Raw genomic sequence first — 16761 nt, forward strand, 5'->3', positions numbered from 1 at the left:
ATGGCGTCGGTTCTGATCGGCATTGCCATCATTGGAGGCACGACCGCAACGGTGCTTGCGGCCTATTACATCATGCATCTGGTTATGGGCGGTGACCCAGGCGGACGGGACAGGGAACTGGCCAGTTCGGTCATCACCCGCATCGCCAGCTTGCATGCACTCATCCTCGCCCTCGTTTTTGCGCAGGAAATGATCGAATACCAGGCCCTGCGAACAGAAAGTACGGTGGAAAGCAACGCGGTCGGCGATGTCTTCTATGATGCCGAGCGTTTTGGGCCGGAGGCGCAGGGACCAATCCAGAAGGCGCTGAAGGATTATGTCCGCATCGTCATCGAGCAGGAATGGCGTGAACTCGGGCGCACCGGCGAACTCTCTTCGGCCGCCTGGGACCAATGGAACAACGCTTATCTGAGGATTCTCGAACTGGTACCTGCCAATGCCAAGCAGGAGAGCCTGCGCAGCCACATGCTCGCGGAAATACATATGATCTCGGAATCCCGCGACCGAAGGGAAAACAGCGGCACCGACTCCATCAGCCTGATCTTCTGGTTTGCCGCGGTTTCGGGCGTGATCTTCACCGCGATCGGCTACTACCCCTACGCGCCCGATGGCCGCAACCTGCTGCTGCTATCGATCTTCGGCATCTTTACCGGCATCATCCTTTTCTTCATATACGCCTTCTCCAATCCGTACAGCCCACCCGCGACGCTGTTTCCAACGGCTTTCGAGCGCTTGCAGGAGGAAATCAGCGGGCCCGATCCGTGAGCGGAAATGGCCCGAAGATCTGGCCCAAGCCTGCCGCTGTCACGCGTCAGAACAAAAAGACTGTCGCCTTTCGCAGCGTTTTGCGGTAAAAGCGGCACGCTGTCAGCAAGGCCGTGCCGCTTGAAAGGCGCACAGCCCCTGGTTTCACGCCGATGGGAGGCACTGATGAAAACGATCCTGAGCAACCAGAAAAACAAGATCAACACTCAGGATATCCGTCTTCATGTCCAGTTTGCTTTCACGCGCGAGGAAAAACCCGCGGCGTCATAACCACAACCTCTCATCAGCATCGCAAACCCACAACGGGCGCCAGTTGCGCCTGCGCAAATTCCTGTCCTATTTCCGGCCGCATCTTCCGCTGCTCATGGCCGATATTGCCTGTGCCGTCGTGGTTGCTGCTGCCGCAGTAGCCTTGCCGCTCTGCGCCAATATCGTCATGAGCCATCTCATCGTGCTCACCGATACCGCTTCGGCCTATTGGCAGATCCTCGGCATGGGTGGCGTCATGCTGGCCATCGTCGCGATCGAGACAGGCGCGATCTTCTTCGTCGACTATCGCGGCCACATGATGGGTGCGCATATCGAGGCGAATATCCGGCAGGAACTATTCGACCACTGCCAGAAACTATCCTTCGGCTTCTACGACCGGCACCGCACCGGCCAATTGATGAGCCGCATCGTCGGCGACTCCTTCTGGTTGGGTGAGCTCTTTCATCACGGGCCGGAAGACCTGCTGATCGCCTTCCTGAAATATAGCGGGGCCATGACGGTCCTGTTCTTCATCGATCCGCAGCTTGCCTTTTTGATCCTTCTGCTGACGCCATTTGCAGTGGCCTATGCGCTGCACTTCAACAGGCGCATGAACCGCGCTCTCGAAGCGAGCAAGCAGGAGATCGCCGCCGTCAACGAAAGGGTCGAGGATGCACTGGCCGGCATCCGCGTCGTCCAGTCCTTCGCCAATGAGGACCTGGAACGGAGACGCTTTGCCGTCCTGAACCGGCGCTTCCTCGAAAGCCGCGCCGATGGCTACCGCAGCGAAGCCTGGTTTTCCGCCGGCGCCGAGACCTTCGCCCAGATCATCACGCTTCTGGTCGTCATCCTCGGCGGATTGCGCATCCTTGCGGCGGAACTCACCATTGCCGATCTCCTCACCTTCCTGCTCTGCGTCGGCGTCCTCGTCGATCCGGTCAAGCGGATGGCCAACCTCGCCCGGCTCTGGCAGGAGGGTTACACCGGCTTCGTGCGGGCGATGGAGATCCTGGAGATCGATCCAGACGTGGTGGATCGTCCTTCGGCGCGCGCGTTGCATACGCCGAAGGGAGAGATCAGGCTGTCGAATGTCGATTTCAGCTATGATGACGGGGCGCAGGTGCTTAGCAACCTGTCGCTGACCATCCGGCCGGGCGAATTCGTTGCGCTCGTCGGCCCGTCCGGTGTGGGGAAAAGCACGCTCTGCGCGCTGCTTCCCCGCTTTTATGATGTCACCGACGGCTCGATCGAAATCGACGGCACCGATATTCGCGATGTGACGCTCGCCTCACTGCGCCGGCACCTCGGCGTGGTGCAGCAGGATGTCTATCTCTTCGCCGGAACTGTGGCGGACAACCTCCGCTACGGTCGCCCGGATGCCACAGACGAAGAGGTGGAAGCTGCGGCCCGCGCGGCTCACGCACATGAATTCATCATGGCGTTGCCGCAGGGCTATCAGACCGATATCGGCCAGCGCGGCGTAAAGCTGTCTGGCGGGCAGCGCCAGCGGCTGACCATCGCTCGCGCCTTCCTCAAGAACCCTGCCATCCTCATCTTCGACGAGGCGACGAGCGCGCTCGACAATGAAAGCGAGCGCGCTGTCCAACAGGCGTTCCTGACGCTCGCCAAAGGGCGCACCACACTCGTGATCGCCCATCGGCTTTCGACGATCCGCCATGCCGACCGTATCCTGGTGCTTACCGGCGACGGTATCGCCGAAGAAGGCAATCATGACAGACTGATGGAGAGCGGCGGCATTTATGCCAATCTCTATGGGCTGCAGGCGAGCATTTGAGGCCTCTGAATATGACATGCGGAATGGTTCGGCGGATAGGCCCGAACTGTTCCGCAGATCGACCAGGTGCTATTTCTCTTCACGCAGAGGGAGGAACAACATGACAGTGCTGCGCATCGTTCCGAATATCGCCGCCGCTTCCATCGAAGAAGTGCGCAACTTTTATTCCGAGCTGTTCGATCTCGACGTCGTGATGGATCATGGCTGGATCGTCACCCTTGCGTCTGAGAGGCGCGCAATCACCCAGATCGGCATCGCGACGGAGGGTGGATCGGGAACCGCAGTGCCCGACATTTCGATCGAGGTCGATGATCTTGACGAAGTCCATCGGCGCGCGGTCACAGGCGGGCATCAGATCGTCTACGGGCCGGCCGACGAGCCCTGGGGCGTACGGCGCTTCTATATTCGCGACCCCAGCGGCAAGCTTTTGAATATCCTTTCTCACGCAGGCTGAATGGGTCGGTCTGACGCAGGGCCGATCATTGCAACGCCTGCGAAAACCTCTAGTCTGCAAAGGCCAGTCCAAGGCAGGAAATACCTGCTTTCATTGAGAATTTTCGAAAATAACCGGATCACGCCATGAACACGTCAAACCGCCCGGACTTGAGTGATATTCATCAGGGCGACTGGGTGGACCGGCTGTTGCCGGGCACATGGCGACCTTACACGAGGCTCGCGCGGCTCGATCGCCCGGTTGGAATCTGGCTGACGCTGTTTCCATGCTGGGCGGCTCTGTTTCAGGCTGCTCATGGCCTGCCCGATGTCCGGCAGCTTGCCGTCTTCACGCTCGGCGCCCTGCTGATGCGAAGCGCCGGCTCCACGATCAACGATATCGCCGACCGGAAATTTGACGGCCATGTCGAACGCACCCGTTTCCGGCCTCTGGCAAGCGGGCAGATCGGCATCGGTCAGGCAGTGACCTTTCTCGCTATCGAACTTGCCCTGGCTGCGTCCCTCCTGTTGTTCCTGACGCCCTATACGCGGCTCGTTGCCCTTTGCGTTCTGCCGTTGGTGTTCGTCTATCCGTTCTGCAAACGCTTTACCCATTGGCCGCAGGCAGTGCTCGGCGCAGCCTTCAACTGGGGCATGCTCATGGCCTGGGCGGAAATTGCCGGCGCGATTCCCGCCGGCGCCGTCCTCATGTGGGCGGGAGCCATCGCCTGGCAGATCGGCTACGACACCGTTTATGCCTATGTCGATGTGAAAGACGATACACGGCTCGGATTGAAATCGACGGCGATCCTGTTCGGCGAGCGCGGCAAGCGCATTATCGGTCTTTTCTATGTATCGACGATTGCTGCCTGGTCGGTCGGTGGCTGGTTATCCGGCATGTCCCTGCCCTACGCATTTGGAATGCTCGTCATAGCCGCACACCTTGCGTGGCAAGTCCGGCGGATCGACCTTGCCCGCCCCGATGTGAACTACCGCTTGTTCCTTGCGAATATTCTGACCGGGCTATTGCTGGCAGCTTCATCCCTTATCGGAACCTGGTGAACCTGGCGGCTCAATAAGAGCAGGGACGATTATCGCTGGGACGGAAACCACCGGCGCAAGCCGGGTTGAAGGATGTATCCTCGCCGTAGTCGTATTGCGCCGTCGATGTGCAGCCCGAGGCGATCGCAGAAAGCGTGATCAGCGCGCCTGCCATTATGAATGTGCGAAATCGGTTCATTCGAGCCCCCTACGTAGATCATACTTTGGCCGGCCTTCAGCTTAGCACGTCATGGCCTTGATCTCGTTCACTCTTCCGCGAGGCTGTCTGCCTGAGGGCATACGTTCTGAACGCCGATTCCCAAGTTGAGATAAGCGCGGGAAGCGTGCATATTCAAAACGCAACGTGCGATAGAGGCGCCAATGGCGCCTGTTGTTTGAATGATCCAGCCGGGGACTTGCGATCATGCAATCGAATATTCTGGGACGTTTTGCAGCAATTGCGCTTATTGGCATTCAGGTGATGACGCCCTACCAGGCGAATGCCTGCACCCGCATGGTCTACCTCGGGGAAGGCGGCAATGTCATTACCGCCCGGTCGATGGACTGGAAATACGATATCGGCACAAACCTCTACATCCTGCCGCGCGGCATATCCCGCAGCGGAGAGGCCGGGCCGAATTCCATCAGCTGGACGGCGAAATACGGGTCGGTGGTGGCGACCGGCTATGACGTATCGACTACAGACGGGGCGAATGAGGCCGGTCTCGTCGCCAATCTTCTCTGGCTGACGGAATCCGAATATCCGAAATTCGACGCCGGCAGCAAACCGGGCCTGACGATTGCGGCCTGGGCGCAATATGCGCTCGACAATTTCGCGACGGTGAGTGAGGCGGTCGCAGCACTGGAGAAAGAGCCCTTCACGATCGTGACCGATAATGTGCCGGGGCAAAACAGGCTGACAACCCTGCATCTGTCGCTCTCTGATTCCAGCGGTGACAGCGCCATTGTGGAATATGTACACGGAAAACAGATCATCCATCACGGCCGCCAGTACCAGGTGATGACCAACTCCCCTACCTACGACGAGCAACTGGCGCTCAACACCTACTGGGAGGGTATCGGCGGCACGGTCTTCCTTCCGGGAACCAGCCGCGCGGCGGACCGCTTTGCCCGCGCCTCCTTCCTGATCAAGGCCATCCCCCAGAGCGGCGAACCCGACCGCACGCTGGCGAGCGTTTTCGGTGTCATCAGGAACGTCTCTGTTCCGCTCGGCATATCGGCGCAGGATCAGCCGGAATTGTCGTCGACGCGGTGGCGCACCGTCTTCGACCACAAGAGGGATCTCTATTTCTTCGAGTCCGCGATGACGCCGAATACGTTCTGGGTCGACCTGAAGAAGATCGATTTCTCCAAGGAAACTGGCAAGGTGAAGAGGCTCGATCTCGGTGCCGATCAGGCACATACTTTTGCGGGGGACGCGACAGCCGATTTCAAGGACGCCGAGCCCTTTCCTTTCCAAGGTCTCTGATGGCGCCCGCCTGAGGGCGGATGAATAGCGATCTCCGACTGCGTGAGAGGGCTGGTGGATGATCAGACGGATGATAATTGCCGGCGTGCTGGTTTCGGGGGCAGCGGCGGACGCATGTGCGCAGGACGCTTCCGAGCCGCCGGTACCCGTCGAGAGCAATACGCCCGGATGGGCGCTGCAAGTGACACCCTATCTCTGGGCAGCGGGAATTGACGGCGATATCTCTCCCTTCCGGCGTGCGCCGACCCTCTCGGTCGAAAAGTCCTTCTCCGACATCATGGAGGACCTGAATTTCGGAGGCTTTCTCGATGTCTGGGGCCGGTACGACCGCTTCGTGCTATCCGGCGATCTCATGTACGTCGATACGACCGACAGCCACGCGATCGGAGCACTGCCCGTCGTCGGTGCAACGCCGGGACTGACCGCCGATGTCGATACGGTGGAATTCCAGGCAACGATCAAGGGCGGCTACCGCGTTTATGACGGGCAGGACGTGACCTTCGACGTGCTTGCCGGGGTGCGGATATGGCACATTTCGAATGACCTGACCGTGAATTACGGCGCCTTCCGGCGCAGCTATGGCGAGGATTTCGGCTGGGTCGATCCGGTCATCGGCTTCCGCACCTTCTTCACCATCACGCCGAAACTTTCCATTCAGGCTCAGGCCGATTTCGGCGGCTTCGGCGCCGGATCAGACAGTACATGGCAGGCGCTCGCCACGGTCAATTACCTCTTCACCGATCGCCTGTCAGTTTCAGCGGGGTACAAGATCCTCGATGTGGACTACGAGTCCGACGGCCACGTGTTCGACACCACGCTGAAAGGCCCGGTGCTCGGCATGACTTACAGATTCTAGCTGACGATCGTCGGCTCAGTCGCGCTCGGCGATCACAGTGGGGCGGGGATATTCGCCGTAATAGCCGCGCCAGTTGGCGACGGCAAAACCGAAGACCACGAGGGCGCCTGCCTGATGTAGCAGGCCCCAGTGCAGCGGCACTTCCAGCAGCAGTGTGGTGACACCGATCGCGGCCTGGATCGTGATTAGCGAAAAGAGCACCACGGCACGGCGCGCATGGGTGGTCCAGGATGCCGCGCGCAGGACAATCACCATATTGATGAGAGCGATCGCAAAGAGCGTGTAGGCGCCGAGACGGTGAATGAACTGGACGGTCTTCGGGTTCTCGAAGAGGTTGATCCAGAAAGGCTGCTGGATGAAGAGATCGCCAGGCACCACGGCGCCGTCCATCAGCGGCCAGGTATTGTAGGTAAAGCCGGCATCGAGGCCGGCGACCAGCGCGCCGAGATAGATCTGGAAGAGCGAGAATATGGCAATCGCCGCCGCCCAGCGGTGGGAATTCGTCGTCGGAGCCGGATCGCTGGAATGCGGCGAGAGCCCGCGCATGATCCACATGCAGGAGGCGAAGATCAGGCAGGCCATGACCAGGTGAGTGGCCAGCCGGTACTGGCTGACGTCCGTGCGCACCGAGAGGCCGGACGAGACCATCCACCAGCCGATGAAACCTTGCAGGCCGCCCAGCGCGAGGATGCCGGCAAGCGGCCAGCGCAGGCGCTTTTCGATGCGGCCGGTCGCCCAGAAGAAGATCAGAGGCAGCGCGAAGATGACGCCGATGCCGCGCGCGATCAGCCGGTGCGCCCATTCCCACCAGAAGATGCTCTTGAACTGGTCGACCGTCATGTCGCTGTTGAGCTGCTGGAACTCGGGAATGCGCTGGTAGAGCTTGAATTCCTCTTCCCACTCGGCAGCGTTCAGCGGCGGGATGACGCCGTGAATCGGCTTCCATTCGGTGATGGACAGGCCGGAATTGGTGAGCCGCGTCGCACCGCCCACGAGCACTAGACAGAAGAGCGCCAAGAGCACGAAGCCCAGCCAGATGCGCACGGCGCGGCGGTTATTGTCCTGCCTGCGCACTTCAGTGCGGATCGCCTGCTCCGGGCTCAGGTTCGCGACGGCCATGATCTCTCCTTTTATCCGGCAGTTGATTTGCCCCACCGGCTGATGCAAAACAAGCCCCGAACCTTTGCGGCATGCCGTCGCGCCGGCTCAATCCCATCCGTTCGAAAGTTATACGATGCCCATCCGCCTTCGCAAATTCATCGGCACGATCCTGATCATCATCCTCGTGCTTTTCTATGCGATTGTGGCGAATACGATCGCGGTGGCGACGCTCGGCAACGCGCCCTGGTGGGGACATCTGCTTTACTTCGCGCTCACCGGCCTGCTCTGGGTGCTGCCGGCCATGGTCATCATCAAGTGGATGGCAGGACCGAAGCAGCAATAACCGATTAACGGCAGAATAACCCTGATCTGCGGAAAAGCCCGGGCGCGGGCCTCGGTTAAACCAATTATACGTCTTGGCGCCCTAGCTTGCCCTCCAGCAACTTATTGACTGGAGAAGACCCGTGCAGACCCAGAGGCACGACGTTCCCGAGCAACCGTTCGACGCTGCAGCGCAGGCCGAAGCCGGCATTTCCCGGCTGCGGCAGCTGAGCATGAAACTCGCCATGGCCGAACTCGAGATCGAGCTTTTCGATACGATGGAGCCGCTTGAGGCGGAATGGCGCAGACTGGAACGCGATGATCTTTCCTCGCTGCATCAGAGCTATGACTGGTGCAGCTCCTGGGTGGCAGCCTTCCGCCGGCCGCTCGCTATCCTGCGCGGCAAGTGCGGCACCCATACCGCCTTCATCCTGCCGGTAGAGATCGTCAGCTCCCGCGGCATGCGGATCGCCAAATTCATCGGCGCCGACCACAGCAACATCAACACCGGCCTCGTCTCCGACGCCTTTGCCGAAGACAGCGACTTGCTTGACAGTCACCAGCTCGCCGCTCGCCTTCGCATGGCACTCGCCGGCAAGGCCGACCTGCTACTTTTGCAGAATATCCCGCTGGAATGGCGCAGCCGCCGCAGCATGCTCGCCCGCCTGCCCATGGTGCAGAACCAGAATCACGCCTACCAGCTTCCGCTCCTCGATACGTTCGAAAAAACGCTGCAGCAGCTAAACGCGAAAAGCAGGCGCAAGAAATTCCGCGCGCAAAGCCGGCGGCTGGAAGCAATCGGCGGCTTCGACTACATCGCGCCGGAAGCGTCCTCGGAGCAACACGAACTGCTCGACATGTTCTTCCGCCTGAAAAGCGCGCGCTTCGCCTCGCTCGGCCTGCCCGACGTGTTTGCCGATGCGCCGACCAAAGCCTTCCTGCACGGCCTCATCGACAAGCGGAATGGAGACGACTTCGGCCTAGAGATGCGCGCTCTACGCCTGAAGGGCGACTATGAGGGACGTATTGCCGCCCTGTCAGGGATTTCCCGCAAGGGCGACCACGTCATCTGCCAGTTCGGCGCGATCGACGAGGATCTGATTGCTGATGCAAGCCCCGGCGAATTCCTCTTCTGGCAAATGATTTCAAGCCTGCACGGCAAGGGAGTCGCGCTCTTCGATTTCGGCCTCGGTGATCAGACCTACAAGCGCTCCTGGGCGCCGATCGAAACCGACCATCACGATGTGGTCCTGCCGATCTCCGGCATCGGTGTCGCTGCCGGCATCGCGCATCGGGCGATCACCCGTGGCAAGGCCTTCATCAAGGCCCGCCCCGGTCTCTATAAATTCGCCCAGAACATCCGGGCCAAGTTTGGCTGAAGATCAGGCGGCGTGGCGCGCGGGGCTGCGCATGGCAGCCTCCTCGCCGCCCGACATCAGGACGACGCGCTCGTAACCGGCGCTCTGGAAATCCTGCATGAGGCCGACGAAAGCAGCCTCATCGATTTCGGGCAGCGACAGGATAATCTCGATTTCCTTGCTGCGCGTCAGCCGCGAAACCCCGGCGACATCAGCCGCGCCGCATTCGACAATGACGATATCATAGGCCGATGTCAGCGCATCGAGCAGCAGCGACAGCCTGTCGACGCCCCGCATGGCGCGGCGCACATCGCTCACACCCTGCGGGATCAGATGCGCGTCCGACATACGGTCGCCATGGATCGTCTCGCCGAAGGCAGCCTCACCGCAGAGAAGATCGGTAACGCCCAGCGCTTCGGGATTTTCCGCCATCAGTTCGCTCGGATAGCCGCTGCCGGTCATGTCGACCAGGATCACGCGGCGTCCGGTATCGGCGAGCACACGCGCCAGGGCGACGGTTGCCGCCGAGCCATTGTCACCACTCGGAGATATGGAGACGGCCAGCGGGGCGCGGCAGTCGGTCAGATAGCTCGCGACGGACGAAACGGAGAATTCGTTGTCGTCAGCAGGCGCTTCCTTTACGGGCTCCGCTTCCGGCTCCTCTTCGTCATCCATGGCCGCCGTCAGCATGCTCGGCCTGACGAGCTTCGGGGCGGGAGCAGGCGCTGCCTCGCCCTGCCCTTCCTCCTCGACCCTCTCAGCGATATTCGTGGCCTCGACGTCGGTGGCCCCGACATTGGTGGCCTCGACAGGGCGCAGTGCACGACCGCTGAAGAGTTCGGAGAGCATGATGACGATTGCACTCATGATGAGCGTTGCGACAGCGGCGACCACGACGATCGGCACCACTTTCGGGAAATAAGGATCGACCTGTTCGATCGCCTTGGAAACAATGCGCGCATCTGCGGGGCTGGAATTGCGGTCGGCACGGGAAGCAGCCTCGCGGTAACGAACGAGGTAGGTTTCGAGAAGCTGGCGCTGGGCATTCGCCTCCCGCTCCAGTGCGTTGAGACCCACGGCATCCTCGCCCGCCCTGGCACTGTTGGCCTGCAGCGTATCGGATTGCTGCTCCAGCTCCTTGGCACGCAGATCGGCCACCTTGGTTTCGTTCTCGATGCTGGCGAGGATCTTCTGCGTTTCCTGCCGGATCTGCGTCCGTATATCGGCAAGCTGGGCGCGCAGGCTCTTCAGCCGCGGATGGTTGTTGAGCAGGCTCGTCTGCAAATCGGAAATCTGCGACTGCAGCCCGGATTCGGTCGCCTTCAGCCGCTGGATCGACTGCGATGACATGATGTCACTTAGCGTATCGGAGGCCTCGCCCGAAGACAGCGCGTTGCGCACGGCCTGCGCCCTCGCCTCTGCATTCGCCTTGTCGGTGCGCACGCGGGTCAGCTCGATGGAGATATCGTTGAGCTGCTGTGCAGTAAAGGTCGTGGTGCCGTTGGTCTGCAGCAGACCATGGGTGGTGCGGTAATCGGCGACCTTCTTCTCGGCCTCGCCCACCTTCTGGCGCAGGTTGTCGATCTCCGGCTCGAGCCAGCGCGTGGCCTCCGTGTTGGAAGCGAGCTTGGCACCGCTCTGGATTGCCAGGTAGACCTGCGCCATGGCGTTCGGAATGCTGGCGGCGAGCTTCGGATCCTTGGAGGTGAAAGTGATGCCGATGACGCGCGAGCCTGGCACCTGATAGACCTGCAGGCGCTGCGTGAAGGCGTCGATGACGCGCTCTTCCGGCGGGTTTTCCAGCGGGTTTTTCTTCAGGTGCAGCGCCACGAGTATATCAGTGAGCGCGGACCCGTTCGCAGCCGCATCGAATTCCGGCAGATTATAGAGCTTCAGATTGTTGATGACCTGCTTGATGAGGTCCGCCGACTGCAGGATCTGAACCTGGCTCGAGATATTCAACTCGTCGAGCAGTGGTCCGGCACTGGCGTCGTTGGTCTGTGTATTGGCGAATGCGGGAGCGCGCGGCTCGATAAGGACGCGCGTCTCGCTGCGATATTGCGGCGAAACTATCTTGGCGCCGGCAAATGCTACACCCGCACCCAATGCGGTGATCGTCAATATCTTCAGGCGACGGGCCCAGACCGCGCGCACAAGCTGGCCGAGGTCGATGTCCACATCCTGATCACTCGCTACGCGGGACATACTCATTACTCCAATACAAACTGCCGCAAGCGTAAACGACCATGGTAACTCAACGGTTAATGGGAAATCCCTCGCAGATGAGACGGGTCTGATAAAGGATTTGCGGAAATCGGCGGATTTTTTACCGGGCATTAACCCTAATAGATCGATAACGGCTCGACCGATTTATCTTCCTGTGAGCAAGCGGATGCCCTTCGTCCAGCCCAAGACCTTGATGGCTATGAGCCTCGCCGCCATGACGGCTGCATTGGGCGGTTGCACCACCTATCGTCCGGCGCCGAAGGCCTTCAACCAGGCGACGATCCAGCCCTATTCGCTCGATAGTGGCGACCGCCTGCGCATCACCGTCTTCGATCAAGCGACGCTGACCAACACCTATACGGTGGATCAGGCCGGCTATATCGCCTTCCCGCTTATCGGCCAGGTCCCTGCCCGTGGCCGCACCCTGCAGCAGCTTTCCGGCCAGATCGCGCAGAAGCTGCAGCAGGGATATCTTCGCGACCCCGATGTCACCATCGATGTCGACCGCTATCGCTCCGTCTACATCATGGGCGAAGTCGGCCAGCCCGGCCAATATGCCTATGTTCCCGGCATGACCGTGCAGAACGCCATCGCCGTTGCCGGCGGCTTTTCCAGCCGTGCCAACCAGAGCATGGTCGACGTCACGCGCAAGATCAACGGACAGGTACTGACGGGCCGCGTCAATATTTCCGGCCCGATCATCGCCGGCGACACGATCTATGTTCGTGAACGGCTCTTCTAGCCGATGGCAGAACAGAGGCCCCTCCGCATTCTTCACTGCTTCCGGTCGCCGGTCGGCGGAATTTTCCGCCATGTCCGCGATCTGGTCGAAGAACACAGCCGGGCGGGGCACGAAATCGGCATCATCTGCGACAGTTCGACCGGCGGCGAATATGAGGATCGTCTCTTCGACGATATCCGCCCCTATCTCTCGCTCGGCCTGACACGTATTCCGATCAGGCGGTCCATCAGCCCGTCGGACATGATGGTTCTCTGGAACACGTTCAAGGAAATCAGGAGTTTGCGGCCGGATGTGCTGCATGGGCACGGCGCCAAGGGCGGTGTGCTTGCGCGGCTTGCCGGCTCAGCCTTGCGGGTCAACAGGTATCGCGTAGCCCGCCTCTATACTGCGCATGGCGGAAGCCTGCATTATTCCCGCGCCTCCATGCTCGGTCAGTTCGTGCTGCGCATGGAGCGGCTGCAGGAATATTTTACCGATGCACTGGTCTTCATCTGCGACTACGAACGCCAGACCTATGCGACCAAGGTGGGCCGCCCGCGGGTCACCAACCGTCTGATCTATAACGGTATCGGCGCGCGGGATTTTTCCGACATTCCGACCCGTTCGGATGCCGTGCACTTCATTTATGTCGGCATGCTGCGCGACCTCAAGGGACCGGATCTCTTCATCGATGCCTTCGCCAAGACCGAGCGCCTGCTCGGCCGGCCGCTTTCGGCACTGATGATCGGTGACGGACCGGAACGCGACCGCTATCGCGAGATGATGGTGGAGCGCGGTCTCGGCAAGCGCATCGGCATGCTGCCCGCCATGCGCGTGAAGGATGCCTTCTCCATGGCGCAGAACCTCGTCGTTCCCTCCCGCGCCGAAGCCATGCCCTATATCGTGCTGGAAGGGCTCGGCGCCGGCAAGACCGTCATCGCCTCGCGCGTTGGCGGCATTCCGGAGGTGCTCGGGGCGAATAGTCCCGCACTGGTGACACCGGGAGATTCCGACGATCTCGCGCGGGTGATGGCGGAAGCTCTGACGGTGCCTGGTTGGCACGACAAGGTCATGCCCTCTCCTGATGCGGTCAAATCGATCTTCTCCGCGCCGGTCATGGCCCGCGAGGTGCTGAAACTCTACGGCGAACTCGTCAATCCCGCTGCGGCACAGGCAAGTCCGGCCGCCTCGTAAATGTTTCTTAGGGGCTTTCTGTTATCCCGCTCACATCAACGAGCGATGAAGCCCCATGAACAAGCTGGAAAAGAGCGGACAGTTCGACGTCGAAGCCCTGCGCAAGCAGGTCTCGGACATGGAGACGCGCAGCGGCACCTCCGCGCACGCGGCCGGTGAGACACCTGGCATCAATCCCTACGCACGCCAGATTGCCGAGCAGTTCCGTGACGGAACCTATTCGCCGACAATCATTATCGGCCAGTTGCGACTGCTGGAATTCCTCACGCAATTCGTCATCGGCCTCGTCGCCTTCTATTTTGCCCCCGGCGACGGCAGCGACGGTATCCTGATGCGGGCCGGCATGGCGGCGATCGTTTCGGCATTGACCGTGGTAGCGCTTCAGCTTGCCGATACCTATTCCATTCCGGCTCTCAGAGCCCGCGTGCGATATCTGCCGCGTGCATTCGCGGCATTTGCCGTCGTCTTCGTGCTGACGGCAGGCGCTTTCTCGCTCATTCGCGGGCTTAGCGCCGCAACTGCGGAATCCTACGCCATCTGGCTCGCTGCAGGAGCGCTCTTCCTGGTTGTCGAGCGCTTCCTCGTGGCACAGGGTGTACGCAACTGGGCGCGCAACGGTATCATGGAGCGCCGTGCCGTCATCGTCGGCGGCGGCGAGCCGGCCAAGGAACTGATCCGCATGCTGGAGCAGCAGGCGGACAACGATATTCGTATCTGCGGCATCTTCGACGACCGCGGCGAGAAGCGCTCGCCGATCATGGTCGCCGGCTATCCGAAGCTCGGCACGGTCAGCGAACTCGTGGAGTTCGTGCGGATGACGCGTATCGACATGCTGATCATTGCACTGCCGCTCTCTGCCGAAGCGCGCATCTTCGAGCTCCTGAAGAAACTCTGGGTGCTGCCGGTCGATATCCGCCTTGCGGCTCACGCCAATCGCCTGCGTTTCCGTCCGCGCGCCTATTCGCATGTCGGTGACGTGCCGATGCTCGACATCTTCAAGAAGCCGATCCGCGACTGGGATTCCGTTGCAAAGCGCGCTTTCGATATCTTCTTCACCATCATCGCCCTCTGCCTGCTGTGGCCGATCATGGTGGCAACGGCGATTGCCGTGAAGATGACGTCGGAAGGACCTGTCTTCTTCATGCAGAAGCGCCATGGCTTCAACAATGAAGTCATCAACGTCTTCAAGTTTCGCTCCATGTACACCAGCATGAGCGACCCGAGCGCGAAGGCTGCCGTGACCAAGGGTGATCCACGCGTCACCCGCGTCGGGCGCTTCATTCGCAAAACCTCGATCGACGAATTGCCGCAGCTCTTCAACGTGCTGAAGGGCGAGCTTTCGCTGGTCGGCCCGCGCCCGCATGCCGTGCTCGCCCAGGCGCACGACCGTGCCTTTGCCGATATCGTCGACGGCTATTTTGCCCGTCACCGCGTCAAGCCAGGCGTCACCGGCTGGGCGCAGATCAATGGCTGGCGCGGCGAGGTGGACAATGACGACAAGATCAAGTTCCGCACGGCCTACGACCTCTATTACATCGAGAACTGGTCGCTCTGGTTCGACCTCAAGATCCTGTTCCTGACGCCTATCCGGCTGCTCAACACGGAAAATGCCTATTGAGCACGATCGACGCCTCCCTTGTGCGCGTAGCGCAGCCGCAACGGCTGACGCTGCGCCTCATCGGCTCGGCGGCGGTCGCTTTCGGCGTCTTCCTTTCGGGCTTCGTCATCGACGAGCCGGCACCTTATGAACTCTGGATGGCAGGATTGGTCGGTCTGTGGTTCATCCTCGGCCTGAAGATATCCCGCACCACCGCTCCGCTCCTGGCACTACTGCTCACTTTCAACATCGGCGGCATGCTGTCGCTCACCCAGATGCGGGACCTGGCGACCGGCCCGATGTATATTGCCGTCTCCACCTTCCTGGCGCTGACCTCGATCTTTTATGCCGCCATCATCGAGGATAGCCACAAGCGGCTGCCGCTGATCTTCAACGCCTGGAGCTTTGCGGCGGTGATCACCTCCATGCTCGGCATCCTCGGCTATTTCCACGCCTTTCCGGGCTCGGAAGTCTTCACGCTTTACGACCGCGCCAAGGGCGCTTTCCAGGATCCGAACGTTTTCGGTCCCTTTCTCGTGCCACCGGCGCTCTACCTCGTCCACGGCATTCTCGCCGGGAATCTCAGAACCTTGCCGATCAAGGCGGGAGCGCTGCTCATCCTGGCGCTCGGCATCTTCCTCTCCTTCTCGCGTGCGGCCTGGGGTCTTTTCGCCGTCACCGTGTTGATACTGATCTTCATCATGCTGCTGAAGGAGCGCAGCGGCGCTTTCCGGCTCAGGGTGCTGATCCTGTCACTTGGCGCCATCATCCTGATGGCCGCCTCGCTGGTGGTGGCGCTGCAGGTCCCCAAGATCAGCGAGCTCTTCTCCGCCCGCGCCCAGCTCGTACAGCAATATGACGGCGAGCATCTCGGCCGTTTCGACCGCCATCGCATCGGTTTCCAGATGATGATGGAGCGGCCGCTCGGTATCGGGCCGCTTGTCTTCGGCACGATGTTTCCGGAAGACGAGCACAATATCTGGCTGAAATCGCTGACCACTTACGGCTGGCTGGGCTTCGTCAGCTATGTCGGCATGCTGTGCTGGACGCTCACTCTCGGCTTCCGCAACATGCTGCTCGACCGGCCATGGCAGCCTTTCCTCATGGTCGCGTGGATCTCCGTCCTTGGCCACGCGACAATCGGCAACGTCATCGACATCGACCACTGGCGGCACGTCTACCTGCTGTTCGGAATCGTCTGGGGCTGTGCCGCGCTGGAAGTTCGCCACAGGCGTTCAGCCCGCTCGCAACCACTTGAGAAGTTCGGCAAAGGCGCTAAGTTTCGGGCATGATTACAGGAACACAGATACGCGGCGCTCGCGCCATGATCGGCATGAGCATCGAGGACCTCGCTGCACATGCAGGACTTTCCGTCGAAACGGTTACAGCGCTGGAAAACGGCGAATGGGCAGGAGAGACGCGCGCCATGATCGATGTGCGCAATGCGCTGGAGGCCCGCGGCATCATCTTCATCGCCAGCGGCAATCAGGACGAGGGAGGCCCTGGCATACGCCTGCGCGCCCGGACATCCAACGATGACGGCATCCGACCGGAAAACCTCAACGCAGCCAACGACGACTGACGGAACCAAGCGCTCTCTCGGGCGTTTCGGCTGT

Annotated in this window: 16 protein-coding genes; 13 read left to right on the forward strand and 3 right to left on the reverse strand. The window is 60.8% G+C overall.

Features of this window, described 5'->3' with window-relative positions:
- The 4 genes from FHT93_RS30555 (at window position 1) to ubiA (ending at window position 4303) form a co-directional block, all read left to right on the forward strand.
- Window positions 1–765: a DUF4239 domain-containing protein gene (locus tag FHT93_RS30555; RefSeq protein WP_112544595.1), complete on the forward strand. Its 765-nt coding sequence runs from the start codon at window positions 1–3 to the stop codon at window positions 763–765.
- 223 nt (window positions 766–988) lie between these two features.
- Window positions 989–2809, forward strand: a complete 1821-nt coding sequence (locus FHT93_RS30560; protein WP_183850963.1) for an ABC transporter ATP-binding protein — start codon at window positions 989–991, stop codon at window positions 2807–2809.
- A gap of 100 nt (window positions 2810–2909) precedes the next feature.
- Window positions 2910–3263, forward strand: a complete 354-nt coding sequence (locus FHT93_RS30565; protein WP_113118057.1) for a VOC family protein — start codon at window positions 2910–2912, stop codon at window positions 3261–3263.
- Between the two features lie 125 nt (window positions 3264–3388).
- A complete protein-coding gene (gene ubiA, locus FHT93_RS30570; protein WP_183850965.1) occupies window positions 3389–4303 on the forward strand; it encodes a 4-hydroxybenzoate octaprenyltransferase in 915 nt (304 codons plus the stop codon).
- 10 nt (window positions 4304–4313) lie between these two features.
- Here ubiA and FHT93_RS30575 read toward each other — a convergent pair whose 3' ends face one another.
- Window positions 4314–4481, reverse strand: coding sequence for a hypothetical protein (locus FHT93_RS30575; RefSeq protein ID WP_183850967.1), 168 nt, complete (start codon window positions 4479–4481; stop codon window positions 4314–4316).
- A 282-nt stretch (window positions 4482–4763) separates the two neighbouring features.
- Here FHT93_RS30575 and FHT93_RS30580 point away from each other — a divergent pair, with 282 nt between their 5' ends.
- The gene (locus tag FHT93_RS30580; protein WP_246781768.1) at window positions 4764–5771 is read left to right on the forward strand and encodes a linear amide C-N hydrolase; all 1008 of its coding nucleotides are present in this window, start codon (window positions 4764–4766) and stop codon (window positions 5769–5771) included.
- Between the two features lie 58 nt (window positions 5772–5829).
- Window positions 5830–6627, forward strand: coding sequence for a hypothetical protein (locus FHT93_RS30585; protein WP_246781764.1), 798 nt, complete (start codon window positions 5830–5832; stop codon window positions 6625–6627).
- Window positions 6628–6642: 15 nt separating this feature from the next.
- Here the strand turns inward: FHT93_RS30585 and FHT93_RS30590 are convergent, their stop codons facing one another.
- The gene (locus FHT93_RS30590; RefSeq protein WP_183850971.1) at window positions 6643–7746 is read right to left on the reverse strand and encodes a COX15/CtaA family protein; all 1104 of its coding nucleotides are present in this window, start codon (window positions 7744–7746) and stop codon (window positions 6643–6645) included.
- A gap of 115 nt (window positions 7747–7861) precedes the next feature.
- Here FHT93_RS30590 and FHT93_RS30595 point away from each other — a divergent pair, with 115 nt between their 5' ends.
- Together FHT93_RS30595 and FHT93_RS30600 are read left to right on the forward strand one after the other, a co-directional pair.
- Window positions 7862–8071 carry a DUF2842 domain-containing protein gene (locus tag FHT93_RS30595; RefSeq protein WP_029616260.1) on the forward strand — a complete coding sequence of 70 codons (210 nt, stop codon included), beginning with the start codon at window positions 7862–7864 and terminating at the stop codon, window positions 8069–8071.
- A 121-nt stretch (window positions 8072–8192) separates the two neighbouring features.
- Window positions 8193–9428 carry a GNAT family N-acetyltransferase gene (locus FHT93_RS30600; protein WP_183850973.1) on the forward strand — a complete coding sequence of 412 codons (1236 nt, stop codon included), beginning with the start codon at window positions 8193–8195 and terminating at the stop codon, window positions 9426–9428.
- Window positions 9429–9431: 3 nt separating this feature from the next.
- On the opposite strand, the gene FHT93_RS30605 is transcribed toward FHT93_RS30600, so the two are convergent.
- Window positions 9432–11612: a Wzz/FepE/Etk N-terminal domain-containing protein gene (locus FHT93_RS30605; protein WP_183850975.1), complete on the reverse strand. Its 2181-nt coding sequence runs from the start codon at window positions 11610–11612 to the stop codon at window positions 9432–9434.
- 187 nt (window positions 11613–11799) lie between these two features.
- Here FHT93_RS30605 and FHT93_RS30610 point away from each other — a divergent pair, with 187 nt between their 5' ends.
- The 5 genes from FHT93_RS30610 to FHT93_RS30630 are packed head-to-tail and all read left to right on the forward strand — an operon-like array spanning window position 11800 to window position 16727.
- Complete coding sequence (locus FHT93_RS30610) at window positions 11800–12375, forward strand: polysaccharide biosynthesis/export family protein (protein WP_029869137.1); 576 nt, start codon at window positions 11800–11802, stop codon at window positions 12373–12375.
- 3 nt (window positions 12376–12378) lie between these two features.
- Window positions 12379–13548 (forward strand): glycosyltransferase, encoded by a 1170-nt coding sequence (locus FHT93_RS30615; RefSeq protein WP_112544610.1) that lies wholly within the window; start codon window positions 12379–12381, stop codon window positions 13546–13548.
- A gap of 55 nt (window positions 13549–13603) precedes the next feature.
- A complete protein-coding gene (locus FHT93_RS30620; protein ID WP_183850982.1) occupies window positions 13604–15166 on the forward strand; it encodes an undecaprenyl-phosphate glucose phosphotransferase in 1563 nt (520 codons plus the stop codon).
- Entirely contained in the window at window positions 15163–16437 is a 1275-nt protein-coding gene (locus FHT93_RS30625; RefSeq protein ID WP_183850984.1) for an O-antigen ligase family protein, read from the forward strand. Before FHT93_RS30620 ends, FHT93_RS30625 begins: the two co-directional genes overlap by 4 nt.
- Complete coding sequence (locus tag FHT93_RS30630; RefSeq protein ID WP_029869180.1) at window positions 16434–16727, forward strand: helix-turn-helix domain-containing protein; 294 nt, start codon at window positions 16434–16436, stop codon at window positions 16725–16727. Before FHT93_RS30625 ends, FHT93_RS30630 begins: the two co-directional genes overlap by 4 nt.
- Window positions 16728–16761: the final 34 nt, after the last annotated feature.

This window comes from Rhizobium sp. BK379, assembly GCF_014193955.1.
Classification (GTDB): domain Bacteria; phylum Pseudomonadota; class Alphaproteobacteria; order Rhizobiales; family Rhizobiaceae; genus Rhizobium.

Excerpts from the sequence above, each read along its gene's own strand:
- FHT93_RS30595 (WP_029616260.1), top strand. The coding sequence starts at position 7,862 with ATGCCCATCCGCCTTCGCAAATTCATCGGCACGATCCTGATCATCATC.
- FHT93_RS30630 (WP_029869180.1), top strand. The coding sequence starts at position 16,434 with ATGATTACAGGAACACAGATACGCGGCGCTCGCGCCATGATCGGCATG.
- FHT93_RS30610 (WP_029869137.1), top strand. The coding sequence starts at position 11,800 with ATGCCCTTCGTCCAGCCCAAGACCTTGATGGCTATGAGCCTCGCCGCC.
- FHT93_RS30565 (WP_113118057.1), top strand. The coding sequence starts at position 2,910 with ATGACAGTGCTGCGCATCGTTCCGAATATCGCCGCCGCTTCCATCGAA.
- FHT93_RS30580 (WP_246781768.1), top strand. The coding sequence starts at position 4,764 with ATGACGCCCTACCAGGCGAATGCCTGCACCCGCATGGTCTACCTCGGG.
- FHT93_RS30615 (WP_112544610.1), top strand. The coding sequence starts at position 12,379 with ATGGCAGAACAGAGGCCCCTCCGCATTCTTCACTGCTTCCGGTCGCCG.
- FHT93_RS30555 (WP_112544595.1), top strand. The coding sequence starts at position 1 with ATGGCGTCGGTTCTGATCGGCATTGCCATCATTGGAGGCACGACCGCA.
- FHT93_RS30605 (WP_183850975.1), bottom strand. The coding sequence starts at position 11,612 with ATGTCCCGCGTAGCGAGTGATCAGGATGTGGACATCGACCTCGGCCAG.
- FHT93_RS30560 (WP_183850963.1), top strand. The coding sequence starts at position 989 with ATGTCCAGTTTGCTTTCACGCGCGAGGAAAAACCCGCGGCGTCATAAC.
- FHT93_RS30585 (WP_246781764.1), top strand. The coding sequence starts at position 5,830 with ATGATCAGACGGATGATAATTGCCGGCGTGCTGGTTTCGGGGGCAGCG.
- FHT93_RS30590 (WP_183850971.1), bottom strand. The coding sequence starts at position 7,746 with ATGGCCGTCGCGAACCTGAGCCCGGAGCAGGCGATCCGCACTGAAGTG.
- FHT93_RS30575 (WP_183850967.1), bottom strand. The coding sequence starts at position 4,481 with ATGAACCGATTTCGCACATTCATAATGGCAGGCGCGCTGATCACGCTT.
- FHT93_RS30620 (WP_183850982.1), top strand. The coding sequence starts at position 13,604 with ATGAACAAGCTGGAAAAGAGCGGACAGTTCGACGTCGAAGCCCTGCGC.
- ubiA (WP_183850965.1), top strand. The coding sequence starts at position 3,389 with ATGAACACGTCAAACCGCCCGGACTTGAGTGATATTCATCAGGGCGAC.